At 61.8% G+C, this 18,872-nt stretch carries 16 protein-coding genes; 8 read left to right on the top strand and 8 right to left on the bottom strand.

Annotated elements, in window-relative coordinates; all coding sequences use genetic code 11:
• The first annotated feature begins 137 nt into the window (after nucleotides 1–137).
• Nucleotides 138–2,420 (top strand): beta-glucosidase family protein, encoded by a 2,283-nt coding sequence (locus tag ACFOTD_RS05860; protein ID WP_378116664.1) that lies wholly within the window; start codon nucleotides 138–140, stop codon nucleotides 2,418–2,420.
• Entirely contained in the window at nucleotides 2,417–4,396 is a 1,980-nt protein-coding gene (locus ACFOTD_RS05855; protein WP_378116662.1) for a beta-N-acetylhexosaminidase, read from the top strand. Before ACFOTD_RS05860 ends, ACFOTD_RS05855 begins: the two co-directional genes overlap by 4 nt.
• 76 nt (nucleotides 4,397–4,472) lie before the next feature.
• Here the strand turns inward: ACFOTD_RS05855 and ACFOTD_RS05850 are convergent, their stop codons facing one another.
• Nucleotides 4,473–5,150, bottom strand: coding sequence for a stalk domain-containing protein (locus ACFOTD_RS05850; RefSeq protein WP_378116660.1), 678 nt, complete (start codon nucleotides 5,148–5,150; stop codon nucleotides 4,473–4,475).
• A gap of 180 nt (nucleotides 5,151–5,330) precedes the next feature.
• Here ACFOTD_RS05850 and ACFOTD_RS05845 point away from each other — a divergent pair, with 180 nt between their 5' ends.
• A complete protein-coding gene (locus ACFOTD_RS05845; protein WP_378116658.1) occupies nucleotides 5,331–5,900 on the top strand; it encodes a spore coat protein in 570 nt (189 codons plus the stop codon).
• Between the two features lie 134 nt (nucleotides 5,901–6,034).
• Here ACFOTD_RS05845 and ACFOTD_RS05840 read toward each other — a convergent pair whose 3' ends face one another.
• Nucleotides 6,035–6,682 carry a YitT family protein gene (locus ACFOTD_RS05840; protein WP_378116657.1) on the bottom strand — a complete coding sequence of 216 codons (648 nt, stop codon included), beginning with the start codon at nucleotides 6,680–6,682 and terminating at the stop codon, nucleotides 6,035–6,037.
• Nucleotides 6,683–6,852: 170 nt separating this feature from the next.
• Here ACFOTD_RS05840 and ACFOTD_RS05835 point away from each other — a divergent pair, with 170 nt between their 5' ends.
• Nucleotides 6,853–7,305 (top strand): Lrp/AsnC family transcriptional regulator, encoded by a 453-nt coding sequence (locus ACFOTD_RS05835; protein ID WP_378116655.1) that lies wholly within the window; start codon nucleotides 6,853–6,855, stop codon nucleotides 7,303–7,305.
• A 62-nt stretch (nucleotides 7,306–7,367) separates the two neighbouring features.
• Here the strand turns inward: ACFOTD_RS05835 and ACFOTD_RS05830 are convergent, their stop codons facing one another.
• On the bottom strand, nucleotides 7,368–8,717 hold the full coding sequence (locus ACFOTD_RS05830) for an AAA family ATPase (RefSeq protein ID WP_378116653.1): 1,350 nt from the start codon (nucleotides 8,715–8,717) through the stop codon (nucleotides 7,368–7,370).
• Between the two features lie 9 nt (nucleotides 8,718–8,726).
• Nucleotides 8,727–10,151 (bottom strand): RtcB family protein, encoded by a 1,425-nt coding sequence (locus ACFOTD_RS05825; RefSeq protein WP_378116651.1) that lies wholly within the window; start codon nucleotides 10,149–10,151, stop codon nucleotides 8,727–8,729.
• Nucleotides 10,152–10,615: 464 nt separating this feature from the next.
• Here ACFOTD_RS05825 and ACFOTD_RS05820 point away from each other — a divergent pair, with 464 nt between their 5' ends.
• Nucleotides 10,616–11,731 carry a citrate synthase gene (locus ACFOTD_RS05820; protein ID WP_378116649.1) on the top strand — a complete coding sequence of 372 codons (1,116 nt, stop codon included), beginning with the start codon at nucleotides 10,616–10,618 and terminating at the stop codon, nucleotides 11,729–11,731.
• A gap of 244 nt (nucleotides 11,732–11,975) precedes the next feature.
• Here ACFOTD_RS05820 and aguB read toward each other — a convergent pair whose 3' ends face one another.
• Nucleotides 11,976–12,851, bottom strand: coding sequence for an N-carbamoylputrescine amidase (gene aguB, locus ACFOTD_RS05815; RefSeq protein WP_378116647.1), 876 nt, complete (start codon nucleotides 12,849–12,851; stop codon nucleotides 11,976–11,978).
• A gap of 274 nt (nucleotides 12,852–13,125) precedes the next feature.
• Nucleotides 13,126–14,127, bottom strand: a complete 1,002-nt coding sequence (locus ACFOTD_RS05810) for an agmatine deiminase family protein (RefSeq protein ID WP_378116645.1) — start codon at nucleotides 14,125–14,127, stop codon at nucleotides 13,126–13,128.
• A gap of 231 nt (nucleotides 14,128–14,358) precedes the next feature.
• Here ACFOTD_RS05810 and ACFOTD_RS05805 point away from each other — a divergent pair, with 231 nt between their 5' ends.
• The 3 genes from ACFOTD_RS05805 (at nucleotide 14,359) to ACFOTD_RS05795 (ending at nucleotide 17,254) form a co-directional block, all read left to right on the top strand.
• Nucleotides 14,359–15,822 (top strand): alpha-amylase, encoded by a 1,464-nt coding sequence (locus ACFOTD_RS05805; protein ID WP_378116643.1) that lies wholly within the window; start codon nucleotides 14,359–14,361, stop codon nucleotides 15,820–15,822.
• An 87-nt stretch (nucleotides 15,823–15,909) separates the two neighbouring features.
• Nucleotides 15,910–16,353 (top strand): MarR family winged helix-turn-helix transcriptional regulator, encoded by a 444-nt coding sequence (locus ACFOTD_RS05800; RefSeq protein WP_378116641.1) that lies wholly within the window; start codon nucleotides 15,910–15,912, stop codon nucleotides 16,351–16,353.
• A 97-nt stretch (nucleotides 16,354–16,450) separates the two neighbouring features.
• Nucleotides 16,451–17,254, top strand: coding sequence for an NmrA family NAD(P)-binding protein (locus ACFOTD_RS05795; RefSeq protein WP_378116639.1), 804 nt, complete (start codon nucleotides 16,451–16,453; stop codon nucleotides 17,252–17,254).
• A 536-nt stretch (nucleotides 17,255–17,790) separates the two neighbouring features.
• Here the strand turns inward: ACFOTD_RS05795 and ACFOTD_RS05790 are convergent.
• Both ACFOTD_RS05790 and ACFOTD_RS05785 read right to left on the bottom strand, forming a co-directional pair.
• On the bottom strand, nucleotides 17,791–18,645 hold the full coding sequence (locus tag ACFOTD_RS05790) for a type VI secretion system tube protein Hcp (RefSeq protein WP_378116637.1): 855 nt from the start codon (nucleotides 18,643–18,645) through the stop codon (nucleotides 17,791–17,793).
• A gap of 63 nt (nucleotides 18,646–18,708) precedes the next feature.
• Nucleotides 18,709–18,861 (bottom strand): hypothetical protein, encoded by a 153-nt coding sequence (locus tag ACFOTD_RS05785; protein ID WP_378116635.1) that lies wholly within the window; start codon nucleotides 18,859–18,861, stop codon nucleotides 18,709–18,711.
• Nucleotides 18,862–18,872 lie beyond the last annotated feature (11 nt).

The following is an 18,872-nucleotide window of genomic DNA, read 5'->3' as shown; positions in this document are numbered from 1 at the left end:
CGCGCTACTCGTACAAATAAGGGAACTTTCTTCCTCTATCGCCCGCAGAAGCGCGCCCTATCGTAGGAGTAACGGAACTTTTGTCCGCTATTGCTCAACGATTGACTAAATCAGTTACTTACAGGAGGTATTCGGACATGGTAGAGACACGCGATATCGAAGCCCTTGTCGCGCAGATGACGCTGGAGGAAAAAGCGAGCCTCTGCTCCGGCGCCGATACATGGCATACGAGGGGCATCGAGCGGTTCGGCATTCCGTCCGTCATGTTGACGGACGGCCCGCACGGCCTGCGCAAGCAGCAGGCGTCGGCGGATATTCTCGGCATGTTCAACAGCGTGCCCGCAACCTGCTTTCCCTCGGCCGCGGGCGTCGCCAGCTCATGGAACCGCGCGCTAATCCGGCGCATGGGCGAGGCCCTCGGACGGGAGTGCCAGGCCGAGGACGTCGCGATCCTGCTCGGCCCGGGTGCCAACATCAAGCGATCGCCGCTATGCGGACGCAACTTCGAATACTTTTCCGAGGATCCGTACTTGTCCGCCGAGATGGCGGCGAACCATATCAAGGGCGTGCAGAGCCAGGGCGTAGGAACCTCGCTCAAGCACTTCGCGGCGAACAACCAGGAGCATCGCCGGATGACGAGCGACTCGGTTGTTGACGAGCGCACGCTGCGCGAGATCTATCTGGCCAGCTTCGAAGGGGCGGTCAAGCAGGCGCAGCCGTGGACGGTCATGTGCGCGTACAACAAGGTCAACGGCGAGTATGCGTCTGAAAACGAACGGCTGCTGACCGGCATTTTGAAGGAGGAGTGGGGCCACGAGGGATTCGTCGTCTCGGACTGGGGGGCGATCGACGAGCGGGCACGAGGACTGGCCGCCGGACTCGAGCTGGAGATGCCGGGGAGCAACGGCGAGGGCGAACGGAAGATCGTGAACGCCGTATTGGACGGCACGCTGCCCGAGTCGAAGCTCGACGCGGCCGTAGCGCGTCTGCTGCGGATCGTGTTCAAGGCGGTGGATTCAAGCAAGCCGGACGCGACGTACGACGTCGACGCGCATCACCGTCTGGCGCGCGAGGTCGCCCGCGAGAGCATGGTGCTGCTGAAGAACGAAGGCGGTATTTTGCCGCTTGCCAAGGGCCGCCGCATCGCGGTCATCGGCGCGATGGCCCGCGAGCCCCGCTACCAGGGGGCGGGCAGCTCGCAAATTAACCCGACGCGGCTCGACGACATTTACGAGGAGCTTGGGAAGTCGGCGGGCGAAGGCGCGGCGCTCGTCTACGCGCAGGGCTACGCGCTTGACGCGGAGGCGCCGGACGAGGCGCTGGCGGCGGAGGCCGTACGTACAGCCGCGGAAGCCAAGGTTGCGGTGCTGTTCGTCGGGCTGCCGAAGCGCTACGAGTCGGAGGGTTTCGATCGCGCGCATCTGCGGATGCCGGCCAATCAGGTCGCGCTCATCGAGACGGTCGCCGCGGCGCAGCCGAATCTGGTCGTCGTGCTTAGCAACGGCGCGCCGGTCGAGATGCCATGGCTCGGTTCGGCTAAAGCCGTGCTTGAGGCGTATCTAGGCGGCCAAGCGCTCGGCGGCGCGATCGCGGATCTGCTGTTCGGCGACGCCAATCCGTCGGGCCGTCTCGCGGAGACCTTCCCGGCGAGGCTGGAGGACAATCCGTCGTATTTGTTTTTCCCGGGCGAAGGCGACCGCGTCGAATACCGCGAAGGCATCTTCGTCGGCTATCGCTACTACGACAAGAAGCGGATCGAGCCGCTATTCCCGTTCGGTCACGGACTGAGCTATACGACCTTCTCCTATGCTAACCTGGCGCTCGATCGGCAGGAAATGCGCGATACGGACACGCTGACGGTGTCGGTCGAAGTGACCAACGCGGGCGGGCTCGCCGGCCAGGAGGTCGTCCAGCTGTACGTACGCGACGCCTATAGTACCGTCATCCGGCCCGACAAGGAGCTGAAGGGCTTCGAGAAGATCGCACTGGCGCCGGGCGAATCGAAGACCGTCGTCTTCCGACTGGACAAACGAAGCTTCGCCTACTATGACGCGGAAGCGGCGGACTGGACGGTCGAGACCGGAACATTTGAGATTTTGATCGGCCGCTCTTCGCGCGATATCACACTGTCCGGCGCCGTCGAGGTGCGGTCGACGGCGGAGCGCCCTGCGGTCTATCAACGGAATTCGACCCTGTCCGAGCTGGAGAAGTCGGAGGCCGGCGCGGCTTTCGTCAAGCAGTTGACCGCGGCGCTTCCGTTCGCCTCGGCGCTCGAATCCGAGCATGCGGCCATGCTGAAGGCGTTCATGGCGCATATGCCGCTGCGCGGCCTGCTCTCGTTCAGCGGAGGCAAGTTCACCGAGGAAGCGCTCGAGGCGACGCTGCGCAAGCTTAACGGGGAAGGGGAGACGGCACGATGACGGCGCCTGCGTATTTATTTCCGCAGCCGCGCCTGTACGTCGCGAGCGGCGGGGCCTCGCCGGCTGCGACGCGCTTCGAGACGCTGACGGCTGACGAAGCCGCCGCCCGCATGGCGGAGGAGGCGGGCGCTGCCGAGCGCCTGAGCGCGGCAGTCGCTCCCGCGTTCCGAGACGATGGCAAGGCCGACGGCCTGGCAGATCCTGCAGACAGCCCGGCAACTGCGGCACGGATCGTTTGCGACCCGAGTATGCATCCGCAGGGCTACGAGCTGAGCTGGGACGCGGCAGGTCTGCGTCTGGCCGCCGCTACCGCCCAAGGGCTGCACTACGCGCTGCTGACCGCTGCCCAGATGATCGAGGGCCAGCGCGAGGCGGGGCAGTGGGCGCGCTGTATCGTCCGGGACGAGCCCGACTTCCCTGTGCGCGGCGTCATGCTGGACATCGGACGGGGCAAGATTCCGAAGATGGATACGCTGTACGGGCTGGTCGACCTGCTGTCCGCGCTCAAGTTCAACCACCTGCAGCTTTATATGGAAGGCTTTGCTTTCGACTACCGCAAGTACGCGGATCAGTTCCCGGACACGACGCCGGTTACCGCCGCGGAATTCCAGGCGCTGGATGCCTACGCGGCAGCCCGATTTATAGACCTCGTGCCGAACCAGAATTGTCTCGGCCATATGGGGCCTTGGCTCGCGAAGCCGGCGTTTCGCGAGCTGGCCGAGCATCCGGACGGGATGCCCGCGCCGCCGCCGATCCCGTTCAAGATCCCGCCGCTCACGCTGAACCCGGCAGACCCGGGATCCGTCGCGCTGGCGAAGGATCTGTTCGACGAGCTGCTGCCGAATTTCCGGTCCGAATACGCCAATATCAACCTGGACGAGCCGTTCGGACTCGGCACGGGCGCGAGCAAGGTGCGCGCCGACGAGATCGGCGTCGGGCGGCTCTACTTCGACTATGCCCTGCGCATGATCGAGATCGTGCGAAGCCACGGCAAAAAAACGCTCATGTGGGGCGACGTGCTCGCGCATCATCCGGAGCTCGCTTCCGAGCTTCCTGCCGACGTCACCGTCCTGCACTGGAACTACGATGCGCCGGTTCCTTACGAACCGCACTGCCGCAGGCTGCAGGAGAGCGGCGTGCCGTATTACGTGTGCCCCGGCACGAGCACCTGGTCCGCCATCACGGGGCGCACGGACAACATGCTCGCGAACATCGCCGATGCCGCCAGAAACGGCAAGGCTTACGGCGCCGAAGGACTCATCGTGTGCGATTGGGGCGACAGCGGGCACTGGCAGCCGCTCGCGGCCAGCTATCCCGCCTATGCTTATGCGGCCGGCGCGGCCTGGCAGTCGGACGCCAACCTCGAAGCGATGGCGCCGTTGGAGCGCCACGTCTCGCGCCGAATGCTGAGGGAGAAAAGCGGCGGCGGCGCGCGGCTGCTGCTCGAGATGGGACGCTATTACCTGCTTGAACGGAGCTCGGCCGAGAATATGACTTACACGAGCTACTTGCTGGGGCGCGGCTTGCTGACGCAGGTGGAGCTGGAGCGGCAGCTCGCCGTTAACGTCGAGATTCAGCGGCTGATGGGCGGTAGCGGCACGCCGTTCGAGCTCGACTACCGCTACCCGGAGATGGAGGCTTGGCTGGCGGAGCGTGAGAAGGAGTTGCAAGCGCTCGCGCTTGAAGGCGCGGACGCGGACATCACGCGTGCCGAGCTAGCCAACGCGCTGAGCCTGATCGGCCAGGGAGCCGGACTGCACCGGTACGTTTTCGGGCAGAATCTGCCCGACGCCGAATCGAGCCGCGACTGGCTGGTTCGGCTGAAGAGCGAACTGGAGGAGACCATCCGCGAGTTCGAACGGCTCTGGCGCGCGCGCAACCGCGAGAGCAGCCTCGCCGACAGCTGCGGCGCGCTGCGCAAGCTGCTCTCTCAATATGAGTGCCGGCTGCGCGATGCCGGCGGAACGCCGAAATAGGCGTAGATGCCAAAAAGCCCGTCAGCGACGTATCGCTGACGGGTTTTTGCGCGACTCTCCGGCTCTCGCGCATCCGTTATTTGAAATAAGAAGTCGTGAGCGGAATAAATACCGAACCGCCGTCGGACGCTTCGGCCCTCACATAGAGCGCATCGGAGCCGCCGATATCGACCTCGACGGTGAGGAGCCCGTCGCTCATGGCTACCGGCGTCGTTTTCAGCTCGATATCCGTATCGCTGTCTTGAACGGCAAACTCCTTGATGTCCTTGCCGATCGCCGCGATCTGAATGTACAGCTTCTGGTATTTCTTTTTCGGATAGAGCATGAACGAGGCGCCGCGCGTGCCGCTGCTGTTGTTCAAGTAGACTTCCTTGTAGTCCTTGCCGTCATAGACGGTCTTGGACGGATCCTTCGTATGGAAATCGCCGTTAAAGCCGGTTGCGATCGAGACGCCGTCGACCGTTTCGCCAAGCTGGATGAGGCCTTTGTTGTCCACGTGCACGGCGATGCCGAGCGCGTCGGAGACGGATCGGATGGGCAGATAGGTCGTATTGTTGTACGTGATCGGCGCGAGCGTGCCGCCGTTGCCGTCGCGCAGCTGGAACGGCTTGCCGTTCACCTTGAAGCTCAGTCCGGAATTTAAATAGGCTTTGATTGACGTCAGGTTCGAAGCGGCGTAGGCGCCCGCTCCCATGCTGGCGACCATGGACAGCCCGATGACGGCTGCGGTCAGCTTTTTCTTCAATTTGTTCACGCTCCCATGGCATTCGTTTGCGATTATGCCATTCTAGTATAGAAATAACTGGAATGGGTACGCAAATTATTTTCGGGAAAATAATGCCAAAGACCTTGGTCGCGCAGCGCTTCGCATATCCATCGTCCCTATTGGCATACTACTCCCGGCACGCATCCAATCCAAGGAGGACCTTCCAAGTTGAATCTCGGTAACCATGAGGCGCTCGAGTTGAGCGAACTGCTGATGAGTTGCACGAACTCCATTCAGTCGATGGCGCTGTTCCTGAACCAAGCCAAGGATCCCGAGCTGAGGGAGATGATCGGGAAGCATTATCCGGTCCACGTTCAGGATTACAATATGAAGATCGAATTCGTGAAAAAAATGACCGGCTCCACGGACAAGCTCAACGTCCCGAGCCTGTCGATGACGGCGCTGCTGCCCGTAGCCGCGCCGCCGTATCCGTCCGTCGAGCCGCAGGTGAAGCTTGCCGAGCTGGACGACCGGGCGATCGCGACGTCTTACCTGCTGACGCTGAAGCGCGCGGGCCGCGAATACGCATGGGCCGCCTTTGAATGCGGGACGCCGCAGCTGCGGGCGTTTCTCGAGGATGCGTTCCGCATGTGCTCGCATCAGGCGCACGAAGTATGGTCGTACATGGGCCGCAAAGGGTGGTATCCGATCGTGCCCGCGACGGGCAACCTGATGGAGACGGTCGGCCAGATCTACCGGGAAGTGCCGAATCATCAGCCCATGACCGTATACCAATAAGCAGGGCGTCCGGACCTCACTCCGGAGGCCGCGGTGCCGGGCGAACGATCGCGCGGACTATGCGATAAGCAACCGATAAGCAACGAAAAACACCGAGCGGACCAAGCCGTTCGGTGTTTTTCGTTGGCGTTTTTTTATCCTGCGGCAGCGGTGGGAGCGGTAGCGGAGGCGGTCTGACCGGGGGTCTGGTGCCGCGAGGCGTTGAGGCGTCCCTTGTACAGCGATATCAACGTGCCGGTGATCGCGAGCGAGAGCGCGGAGATCAGCGCACCGCCGAGGGAGATGGCGGACAGGCTCGTCGCAATGACCGCCAGGTCGAAAGCAAAGCCGGTCTTGCCGGGATCGCGCCCGTATTTTAGCTGCAAATAGCGTGCCAGCACCGTCGAGCCGCCGAACGATGCGCCGTTTTTGAACAGGATGCAGATGCCGATGCCGACGAGCGCGCCGCCGGCGACGGCTTCGCCCATGACGGGCATGTGATATTCCGGCAACAGCCTTTCGAGGGAGGTCAAGCCGGACAGGAGGGCGATGGCCCCGATCGTCCGAAGCGTGAACGAGCGGCCCATTTTGACCCAGGCAAACAGCAGGAATGGAAGGTTGATCAGGATAAACAGAACCGGGAACTTCATATGGAACAAGTAAGAGAGACTGAGCGCCAATCCGGCGCTGCCTCCGGTGACGATCCGGGCTTCCTTCAGCAGCGATACGCCGATGGCGGTGACGATGCAGCCCAGTACGATAAGCAGCCATTCCCTGCGTCGCTGATGCATGATATGATTCATGACAAACGCCTCCGCTTCTGATTGCCTACCATGAAGTAATGTTATATTCCATGATACGCAGCGAGGAAGCGCCGAGAAATGTTGAAGTGAAGCTCTTTTGCGTCACTTAATCTCACATTGAAACAATAAACGCCGGATGTCCTGCAATTTGAAGGTGAGGGTGAATCTACATGGATCGCATAGACATCAGCCTGCTCAAGCTGCTGCAGGAGGACGGCCGAATGACGGTCAGCGAGCTGTCGAAGCGGCTGTCGCTCAGCCGCCCCAGCGTCTCGGAGCGTCTCGCGCGCCTGCAGGAGCGGGGGATCATTACAGGCTTCAGCGCCGTCGTGTCGGCGCCGGCCGTCGGACGAAGCGTACAGGTGATTATTCAGGTCAGCGAGCTCAAGATATCGCCGCTCGTGTTCGAGCGCCGGATCGCCGAAGAAAGCGACGTTTTGGAGTGCCACCGCGTTACGGGCGCCGTTACATTCGTCATCAAGGCGGCTGTGACGGACCTAAATGCGCTGAACCGCCTCGTCGAGCGGCTGATCCCCTGCGGCATGCTGAATACGTCGGTCATTCTGTCGTCCCCGGTAGCGGGTCGGGCGGTGCTGCCGCAGTCGGAGACGTCGGACGACTGAGCGCCGAACGCAGACACCCCGCCTCTTCGCGCATGCCTTGGGGCATGCGATCGTTTAGAAGATTAGTCTCCCGCCGCAAACCCCAGCCTGCGCCCCGCGCTCTCGCTCATCCACTCCCGGCTCCGTCCCTTGGACAGATCGGTTTTCATGCCAGCGATCAACAACTGCCAATCCGCCTTGCCGGTCTGGTGCAGCTCCAATGCAGCGGACACGTACAGCTCGGCCAGCTGCGCAAAGGTAAACCCTTCCGTCAATCGAGCGATCTCGGGGAGCCCCGACTCGTCCGTCAGTCGTCCTGCTCCCTTGTAAGTCAGATAAGCCAGCCGCAGCGGCTCGCTCGGCAGCTTGACTTCGTAGGCGCGGTCGAAGCGCCCGGCCCGGTTCATCAGCGCGGGGTCGATCTTCTCCGGATAATTTGTCGTTCCGATGAGGAAAATGCCCTCCCGCGAGGTCGCCCCGTCGAGCGTATTGAGGAAGTACGAGCGGCACGAGTCCGGCATCGAGTCGATATCTTCGACGACGAGCACCATCGGCGCGAGCTTCACGGCCGCGTCGAACACCTGCTGGATCGACTCGCTGCCGGTAAACTCGGTGATCTGCCAATAGGCGACCGGCGCGTTCACGGTGGCGGAGATCGATTTGACGAGCGTCGTCTTGCCGTTGCCCGGCTTGCCGTACAGCAGGATGCCCCGCTTGTAGGGGACGCCGTAGGTCTGGTAGAAGCTGCGGTCGTCCGCGAAAAAGGTATCCACGGATCGGAAGATTTGCTCCTTCAGAGACTCGTCCATAAACACGCCCTCCCGGTCGACCGGGCGCTCCGCGGTCTCGCGGCTGCGCTCCAGTCCGTCGCGGGTATCCGTGAACACGAGCAGCTGCCGGTCCGACAACTGCCGCTCGCGCATCTCGCTTAGAAAGCAGCCGAGCTGCGCGTCGCTCTGCGCGAAGATCAAATCCTCATAGCCCAGCCCGAACTGCGTGAGCCGAGGGACGCGGGCGAAGGCGACGCGATGCGCCGGGTAGACGAAGACGTTGTTCCGGACGGCCATGCAAATGTCGTGCCCGCCGCTGACGGGCGTGCCGCCCGCTTCCGGCTTGCTGTCGCGATCCGCTTCGTGCGTCGGGTCCGGCGCGTACTTGAACATGCGCGTTTCGACGAGATCGAAAAGGCTGATGGCATGCGTCACGCCGGGATAACCGCTGCGGATGTCGTCCGCGAGCCCGTCCCAGGCATCGTCGCTGTCCTCTTGATAATAAAGGTGGAACTCGCAGCCGTAACGCTCGCAGAGCCAATCCGCGATGCGCCGCACGGCCATCGTATAGTCGAAGTAAGCCTGCATGCCGGCAGGCTCGGCTGCATAGTCGTTCCGCCTGATGAGAAAGGGGTGCAGCGCTTTTTCACTGAGTAATGTCATTTTGTGTCTTTATACTCCTTTGACGGTCGCGAGCGGCCGGCATTTGGCGACGACAGCCGCCAGGCCTGCGCCCGCAACGCTTTCTATGATTTGATCGACGTCCTTGTAAGCTTGCGGCGATTCGTCGATGATCGCCTCGAGCGCGCGATGGTTGACGACGACCTCGTCTTCCTGGCCAACGCGCAGAGATGCCGCGAATTCGTCCACCGTGACCAGCTGCTTGGTTGCATTGCGCGAGCGGACCCGGCCCGCCCCATGGCAGATGGAATGATAGTTGCGCGCCCCGGACGGGACGCCGACCATCAGGTACGAGGACGTTCCCATCGATCCGGGAATGAGCGCCGGATGCCCCGTCTCCATGTACGGCTCCGGATTGTCCGGATGCCCCGGGGGGAGGGAGCGGGTCGCGCCTTTCCGGTGCACGAACAGCGCCTCTTCTTCGTGGCTTTCCTCCAAGGCATAGTTGTGCATCAGATCGTACAGCGTGCGCGTCTCCGCCTGCGGGCCCAGCGTCTCGCGCAGCGCGTCGCGCACCGCGTAGGCGAGCAGGTGGCGGTTCGCGACGGCGAAGTTGAGCGCGGCATACATCAGATTGACGTAGGTTGAGCCTGCTTCGCTGTCCAGCGGCGCGAATGCCAGCTTGGGATCCGCCGTGCCGAGTCCCAGCTTGCGCATCGTCTTGACGACCTCGGAGCCGCAGTGCTGGTTGACGGCGCCGCCCCACGAGCGCGAGCCCGAGTGGATCATGACGATGACCTGCCCGTCGCGCAGTCCCCAGCGCTCGCCGATGTCGCGATTGGCTTCGTCCAGCGTGACGGCCTGCAGCTCGACGAAGTGATTGCCGCCGCCGAGCGTGCCGAGCTGGCGATGTGCCCGATGCCACAGGTGCTCGGGGATCCGGTTCAGCGCGTCTTCGTCGTAGCGGAAGCGAGCGTGCTCGACATGCGTGAGCGAGGTCGCCTGGCGGGGCGTATAGGCGTCGGGCACGTATTTTCCCGGCAGACCGTGAAGTCCCTTGATGAGCACATGCTCGAGCCGAATGTCGGAGAAATGCCCCCGGGCGTGATTTTCCGTCGGGATCCGCTTCTCGATCGCCTTGACCAGCTTGCGCCGGAGCTTGACGTCCTTGAGGTCGTCCGCGTCGAGGTTCGTCAGGTGCACCCGCATGCCGCAGCCGATGTCGCTGCCGACGATGGAAGGAGAGACAAAGCCTTCGTCCGCCCTCCAGACGGCCGTCGTGCCGATGCAGGTGCCGACCCCGACGTGGGCGTCGGGCGTGTAGCTCATGTAGCGGATATTGGGAATTTGCAGATTGTTGTTCGCCATCTCGAGCGGCTTGGCGCCCATGGCGCGGAACAGCGCGTCCCCGGCGTAGACATGCAGATCGCCCGCGGGCAGATCGATGCGCCGGTAGTAAGATTCGTTCTGTATCATAAATTCACTTGACCTCTTATCTTATCGAATTGGATTTTTGGGAAAACAAAAAGACCGCAAGCCGATTCGCTCGCGGTCCCTGGATACGTCAATACAATAACCTGGATTCGTCGCTCTTCCCTTGCGGGAGAACGGATTATCCGGGTCTGACTCCTGGAGCGGCCCGTAGAGGCCGGCGGACATCGAGCGGCATATTCAGTTGGGTCCATGCGTCGTAGCGGCGGGTGAGTTGAATAGCGGTCATGTCGGCCGACCTCCTTTCTGATGAGATATTGGCTATATTAAGGGGGATAGGCAAACCTTGTCAACCGTATTGATGAAAAAAGTTAATTGCCGCGATTAGAAAGGGTTATTGAAAGTCTGATTGATAAATGATATCTTTCATCCATAAAAAATACTATAAATATACATAATTAAAATGGCGGTGTATATTGAATTCATGAAGAAAAGGAGTGAGTGATCGAATGGCTAGCGTAACCGGACTGGAAGGCGTCGTAGCGGCGGAGACCGGGATCGGGCTCGTCGACGGCGAACGCGGGCATCTCGTATACAGGGGCTATTGGGCAAAGGACCTGGCGGTGAGCCGCGGCTTCGAGGAGACGGCGCACCTGCTGTGGTACGGACAACTGCCGGACGAGGGGCAGCTGGCGGCGTTAAAGGGGCGCTTGGCCGCGGCGCGCGTCCTGCCGGACGATCTGCGTCGCCTGCTGGACGCGCTGCCGGCTGGATTGCCGATGATGGGCGTGCTGCAGGCGGCCGCGGCCGCGCTGGGTGACGGGGCGGAGCCCGCTTGGCCGCCGCAGTCGGAGCAGGCGGAGCGGATGACGGCGCGGGTGCCGAGCATCATCGCCTATCGGCATCGCGCCCTGCAGGGGCTCGAGCCCGTGGAGCCGGACGCGGAGTTGGATCACGCGGCCAACTATCTGTACATGCTGACGGGCAGCAGACCTTCGCCCGATCATGCCAAGGCGCTGACCGCGTATCTCGTCCTTGGCATGGAGCATGGCATGAATGCCTCCACCTTCGCCGGCCGCGTCGCGCTGTCGACGCAGGCGGGCCTGTTCCCCGCCGTTAGCGCGGCGATCGGCACGATGGGCGGCCCGCTGCACGGCGGCGCGCCGAGCGAGGTGATCGCCATGCTGGAGGCGATCGGCACGCCGGATCGCGCCGAACCCTGGCTGCGCGACGTGCTGGAGCGGGGCGGCCGGCTGATGGGCTTCGGCCACCGCATCTACAAGACCGTCGACCCGCGTGCCGAGGCGCTGCGCGCAGTGACGCGCGGGCTGACCGGCGACGATCCGGCGTTCGCGCTCGCCCTGCACGTGGAAGAGACGGCGACGCGGCTGCTCGCCGAATACAAACCGGGCCGGCGACTGCACACGAACGTCGAGTTTTTCGCCGCCGCCATCATGAAGGCGATCGCGCTGCCGACGGCGCTGTTCACGCCCACGTTCACGGCCGCGCGCGTCGTCGGCTGGACGGCGCACATGCTGGAGCAGGCCGGGCACAACCGCATCTTCCGGCCGCAATCCGCATACGTGGGCGAGATGCCGAGCGAGATCGTCGGAAAAATCGGCTAACCGGTCCGCGGAGGCGATGGAGGCACGCGAGATAGCTGGAAAAATCGGCTAACGGGTCCGCTGAGGCGGTGGGAGCAAGCGAGATAGCCGGAAATACCGGCTAACTATGCCGTCGGGACCGAGTGAGGCCACTTAGCGGCGCGAAGTGTGAACGTAGAGCGATACTTGGGAGCTTGGCTGACATTCGTGTTCTTCCTGGGTTTTCGCAAACGAAAAGACCGCCCGAACAGGCGGTCTTTCGTTTTTACACCGTCGTGCTGCCGTCGTACGAGGCGATGACACGGTATAGCTCCGGTCTGCGGTCGCGGAAGATGCCCCACTCGATGCGCTGGATCTCGAGCTGGTCGAGGTCGAACTCGGCGGTCAGCACCGTCTCCTCTGCGCGGCCGGCTTCCTCGATCATGTTGCCCTGCGGGCCGGCGATGAAGGAGGAGCCGTAGAAGTCGATGGACGAATCCTCGTCTTCCTCGCGGCCGATGCGGTTGGAGGCGATGACCGGCATCAGGTTGGAGGCGGCATGGCCTCTCATGCACATTTGCCAGTGGTCCTTGGAGTCGATCGAGCCGTCTTGCGGCTCCGACCCGATCGCCGTCGGGTAGAACAGCAGCTCGGCGCCCATAAGCGCCATGCAGCGCGCTGCCTCGGGGTACCATTGGTCCCAGCAGACGCCGACGCCGATTTTGGCATACCGCGTGTTCCAGACCTTGAACCCGGTGTCGCCGGGGTTGAAGTAGAATTTCTCCTCGTAACCCGGACCGTCCGGAATGTGGCTTTTGCGATAGTGGCCGAGGATCGAGCCGTCCGCGTCGATGACCGCGAGCGAGTTGTAGCGGGCATAGTTTTTCTTCTCGTAAAAGCTGATCGGCAGCACGACCTGCAGCTCCTTGGCCACCGCCCTGAAGTGGTTGACCGCCTTGTTGTGCTCGAGCTCGGTCGCGTAGACGTAGTAGTCCGACTTCTCCTTTTGGCAGAAGTAGGGCGTTTCGAACAGCTCCTGCAGCAGAATAATCTGCGCGCCTTGGGCCGCGGCCTCGCGCACGAGCTTGTCCGCTTTGGCGATGTTCTCGTCGATATCGCTGGAGCAGCTCATCTGGGTAGCTGCTACTTTGACTTTTCTCATCCAGAACTCCTCCTTTGTATGCGATCTTTCGCAGGTTGGCAGAGATTAGTTGTTAAAAGGCCGGTATTTGTTCGACACGCGGCGGAGAGATCAAGAATAATTGTTAAAAAGCAGTTAATGGGCGGGAGAGAGGCTAATTTGCGTCCATTTTGGTGAAATAGATGCCTTTTAACACTTATCCCAACTGAAAAGCGGCTGCGAGACGAAATAGATGCTTTTTAACACTTATTGGAGCCGAAAAGACTGGAACGTGCGAATCTGCATTGTGAGCCGCTCAGCCTCGCGCCGGCATCTGCTGCGTCGTGCAGTGAACGTTGCCGCCTTCTTTGATGATCGCCATGCCGTCCACGGTGCGGATGCGGCGTTCAGGGAACGTCTCGGCCAAAATGCGCGCTGCCTCGCGGTCCGTCTCCTCGGCGGCGCCGCCGAATACCGGCAGGATGATGCCGCCGTTGACGAAGTAGAAGTTCAGGTAGCTCAGCGTAAGCCGGCTCTCCTCGAACGAAGCCAGCGGCGGCTGCGGGAGCTCGACGATCTCGAACTTCCGGCCTTGGGCGTCGGTCGCTTCGCGAAGGATGCGCAGGTTCTCCTGCGTGATCTCGTAATTTTCGTCGGCGGTGTCGTAGCAGGTCTGAATGATAACCTTGCCAGGCGCCGCAAAGCAGGCGATATTGTCCACGTGCCCGTCCGTCTCGTCGCCGGCGAGGCCGCGGTTCAGCCAGACGATCTTCTCGATGCCGACGTACTGCGCAAGCAGCTCCGCGATCCGCTCGCGGCCCAGCTCGGGATTGCGGTTGACGTTGAGCAGGCACTCCTCGGTCGTGAGCAGCGTGCCTTCGCCGTCGACATGGATCGAGCCGCCTTCCATCACGACGGGCGCGTCGAACCGGCGCACGCCCAGGCGCTCGAGAATCTGCGGCGCGACCGCGTCGTCGAGATCCCAAGGCGCGTACTTGCCGCCCCAGGCGTTGAAGCGCCAGTTCACGCCGGCCAGCTCACCTTTCTCGCCGACGAGAAAGGTCGGGCCATTGTCCCGCAGCCAGGCATCGCTGTGCGCGATCGGGACCAGCTCGATGTCCGGCGCGTCCAGATGCTGCTTCGCCAGCGCCAGATCCGCTTCATTGACGAGCACGCTGACGGGCTCGAACTCGGCGATGGCGAGGACGACCTGCGCGTAGCCGGCGCATACGGATTCGTGGTCGTCCGGGTAGACCATGGAGTCCCGGACGGGCCAGGACATGAAGGTGCGTTCGTGCTGCGCCCATTCGGCGGGCATTTTATATTGGAGGTCTCGTGGGAACAAGAGATTCAGCTCGCTTTGCTATGAATTGAACGGATGCCGCTTAAGTTCTCCATCATCATATACGAATCGGGCCGCATTCTCAACGTGATAAGGTCAAGTCGGCACCGTCCGGATTTGTTTACGCGCGCGCCGGTTGAGGTAAGTCATTGTTGGAATGGATCAATGCCGGATAAACATGCATCTACATATACTGGAGGCACCCGAATGGAACGCAATCATACGATCATGCAGTTTTTCGAGTGGCACGTCGAAGCCGACGGCAAGCACTGGCGTCGCCTTGCCAAGCTTGCGACGAAGCTGAAGGACCGCGGCATCGACGCCGTCTGGATTCCGCCGCCCACGAAGGCCGTATCGCCGGAGGACACAGGCTACGCGGTATACGACCTTTACGATCTGGGCGAGTTCGATCAAAAGGGCGACGCGCGCACGAAGTACGGCACGAAGGACGAGCTGCTCGAGGCGATCGCGGCCTGCCGGGAAGCGGGTATCGGCGTCTATGCGGATCTGGTCATGAACCATAAAGCCGGCGCCGACGGGACGGAAACGTTTCAGGTCGTCGAGGTGCAGGCGGACAACCGGCTGGAGGAGATCTCCGAGCCTTTCGACATCGAGGGGTGGACGAAGTTCGATTTTCCGGGGCGCGGGGATGCGTATTCGTCGTTCAAATGGAACTTCGAGCACTTCAACGGCACCGACTGCGACGCGCGCGAGGATCGTCAGGGCGTGTATCGGATCGTAGGAGACGGCAAACGCTGGAACGAAAACGTCGACGACGCGTTCGGCAACTACGACTATCTCATGTATGCCAATATCGACTACCACCATCCGGACGTGCGCCGGGAAATGATCGAATGGGGAAAGTGGCTCGCGGATACGCTGGATTGCGCCGGCTACCGGCTCGACGCGATCAAGCACATCGACCATACTTTCGTGCGGGAGTTTACCGAAGCGGTATACGCCGACCGGGGCGATGATTTTTTTATCGTCGGCGAGTTCTGGAACAGCGATCCGGGGGCCTGCCAGCAATTTCTCGAGGACGTCGGCGGACGCATCAGCTTGTTCGACGTGCGGCTGCACTACAATTTGCACGAGGCTTCCGAGCAGGGCGCCGATTATGACCTGACCAAGCTGTTCGACGACACGCTCGTTCAGACGAACCCGACCAACGCCGTCACCTTCGTCGACAATCACGATTCGCAGCCCGGCGAAGCGCTGGAGTCGTGGATCGCGGACTGGTTCAAGCAGAGCGCGTACGCGCTCGTACTGCTGCGGGAAGGCGGCTATCCGTGCGTCTTTTACGGCGACTATTTTCACATCGGGGGCGACGAAGAGGAGATCGAAGGCAAGAAGCTGGCGATCGATCCGCTGCTCTACAGCCGCCATCACAAGGCGTACGGCGAGCAGGAGGATTACTTCGACGACCCGCAGCTGATCGGGTGGGTGCGGCGGGGCGTCGCCGAGATCGAGCGCTCCGGCTGCGCGGTCGTCGTCTGCACGGGCGAGGGCGGCGAGAAAAAAATGTATGTCGGCGAGCATCGCGCAGGCGAGGCGTGGGTCGATTTTACGCAGACGTTGGACGACAAGGTCGTCATCGGCGAGGACGGCTTCGGCAGCTTCCCGGTGAAAGGCGGCAGCGTGTCGGTGTGGGCGTTGCCCGATCCGGTATGAGAGGGGCTAACCTGATTCATTGACAACTGTCGAGCGTTGGGGTATCCTCCAGTTAGTTAATGGTTTAACTAGTTTGGAGAAGATCGCATGGACGACTTGCAGAAGTATGCGTTGGAGCAGCCGCCCGGCGTACATGCGTTTTTTGCCTTGGTGGAGACGACGGCCGATCTGATCGCCGCGTCCGAGCGCTATTGGCAGTCGTATGGCCTGAACGGCGCGCGTATCCGCATTCTGGTCGAGATCGCCAAGGCCGGCGGCTCGCTGCTTCCCTCGGCGCTGGCTGAGCGCATCGGCGTTACGAAGGCGAACATCAGCGTGCTGCTCGTACCGTTAGCGAGCGAGAAGCTCATCCAGATCGACGACGATCCGGATGACGGGCGCAAGCGCAGGGTGACGCTGGCTGCAGCAGGCGAACGGCTGCTGCGGGATAAGCTCCCCGGCAACCGGGAGGTCATCGGGAGCCGGATGGACAGGCTGAGCGAGGACGAGACCCGCCAACTGCTCGACCTGCTCGCCAAGCTCAGGGAATAAGCGGGAGCTGCCCCGTTCTAACGAGGGGCAATCCCGCAGTTCGTCTGCCAATTTAGTTAAATATTTAACTATGTGAAGGATGGGAGCGTGATGTACGATGAAAATCGTTTTGACCGGAGCGACGGGCCATCTGGGATCGTTGGTACTGAAAGAGCTGTTGAGGCGCGTGCCTGCCGTGAATATCGCAATCGTGACGCGAAGACCGGCGGAATTTCAAAACGATAGCGGCGTCGAGGTCCGGTACGGGGATTATGAAGATGCGTCATCGCTGCCGGAGGCGTTCAGGGGAGCGGATCGCCTGCTGTTCGTCTCCTCGCCGCAGCGGGACGAGGAAGCGCGTCTTCGGCAGCATCGGACGGTGGTCGCCGCGGCCAAGGAAGCGGGTACGGGGCGAATTGTCTATACGGGCATCGCCTATGCGGAAAAGGGACGTTTGCCGCTGCATCGGCTGCACCTGGATACCGAGCGGTTCATCCGGGAATCGGGACTGAGCTATACGATTCTCCGCAACGCCTTCTACATGGATCTCGTCGAGATGCTCGGATGGCGCACGGCGGTTGCAGGCGGCGTCCTGCTCAGCCCGCCCGGCACATGGAGGTTCAACACGGTCGCGCGGGAAGATCTGGCCGCCGCCGCAGCCGTCGTGCTCGCGGAGGACGAACATCTGGACCGGGTATATGAATTGACGGCCTCCCGTTCCTGGGATCTGAAGGAGCTCGCCCGCGCGTTGTCCGAGCTGTCGGGCAGACGGATCGAGCACCGGACGGACCCGGCGATGAACGGCGGCGCTTACGCGATGCTTCCTTTTTCCGATACGGCTTCCGTCTCTCCCGATCTGGAAGCGCTGATCGGCGCCAGGCCGCTCGGCGTGAAGGAATGGCTCGCAGACCGGATGCCTTGAGGCGCAGGCGAGAGCAGAGCAGATCCTGGCCAGGCCAGGCCAGGCCAAAACCTTGCTTCCCTTCTGACTCGGGGGGCGGAGATTCGTGGACAGGCGCACTTTCGATGGGCGGAGCTTTTCAGATGTTTGACGGGTTAAAAAGAACTGCATCTGTACATCTATTTTCTATCGATCCGCGGCGCTTGATGAAATACATGCAAATATGCAGGCAACTTCAACGAACATGCCGGAAATTCGGCTGATGGAGGAAAATAAATGCACTTTTGCACCTATCCTGTCCAAAAGGCGTGAGCTCGGCGAAATTAGATGTACATTTGCAGGCATTACGGAGAAAGAACGGCGCGGGCACGATCGGCCGATCAATCGGAACTGCTGTCGGATGAGCCATGGGAACTGCTGTCGGATGAGCCATCGGTAAGCGCTTCGCACCGAATCAAATTTCATAAACCCGACAAACCAAAACAACCGCCTGGGAGATCTGCGATCTCCTGACGGTTGTTCTTGCTAGACATGACCGAATGCTGCGGCCGCTAAAGCTAGAAGGTGCCGTGGCCGTTGAACGTACCCTTGTCGAAATCCATCAGGTTGGTCTCCTCTACGCGTCCGTCCGCACCCGTGCTGTAGTACTCGACCGTGTGCGTATCCGCGGCGTAAATTTCGAACGGTCCCGTATATTCAGTCCAGGCGCCTCCGTTGACCCGGTATCGCGTCGTCAGCGTCTCGCCTTCGTTGCCGGCAGCGCGCAGCGTGACCTTGAAGCCTTTGACGTAGGGATTGCCCTTGGCCGTCACCGCGTTAATCGGGTCGAAATGGTACCGGGTCAGCACGTTTGCGCTCTCCGGATCGGGGTCCGGATTAGTGGGGCCGCCCGACTGGTCGGGCACGTACTTGGACAGAACCGTGCGGGCCGATAGCGTGACGGTCTCCGACAGCGCATCGCGCGAACCCCCGACAATATAGCGGGTCACCTGAATGTCGGACAAGTGTACGATCAGGTACGTGCGGCTCTGTCCCGCTCTTTCGGTCTGAAAGTACGCATACCCGTCCGCGATATGCTTGCCGCCGGTCAGCGTCTGCAGCAGCGGCAGCGACGCCGCATCCAGCGGCTTGGTGAGTACGATATCACGGTAGACGGGCTTGCCCGGCGAGTTGTTGCCGCTTGCCGTTCCCGGCGCGTCCGCGCCGAATGTGAAGCTTGCCGGGACGATCGCGTCCTGAATATTCAGCGCCGCGCTGGCATATTCGCCCTTGATGCCGTCGAGCTTGAGCAGAATGCGAGGCGCTGCGTCCGCCGCATCGGCTGCGTTTGCGGCAGGCGGGGAAGCGGAGAGCAGCAGGATGCCTGCGGCCAAAGCGGTCAGCAGGCTTGTTTTGAGCAATCTGGCGAACACATCGATCTACTCCTTTGTCGGGCGATGCCCGAGGCTGGCCGGCGTCCGGCGCCGGTCGCCGGTTCAGCTGTCCAGCAGCAAGCTCCGCTGGTAGAAGTCGTCCGTCGGCGCGAAGGACCATACGCCGCTGTCGTCCATCGTGTCGCTGATGGGCAGCACTTCAAGCGCAGGCATACGCCAGGGGAGCTTCGATTCGGGGTTCCGCACGGGATTCATGACGATTCAGC

The organism is Cohnella sp. GCM10012308 (genome assembly GCF_042649185.1).
In the GTDB taxonomy this organism is placed as follows: Bacteria; Bacillota; Bacilli; order Paenibacillales; family Paenibacillaceae; genus Cohnella.
This window is presented reverse-complemented; position numbering and strand designations above follow the sequence as displayed.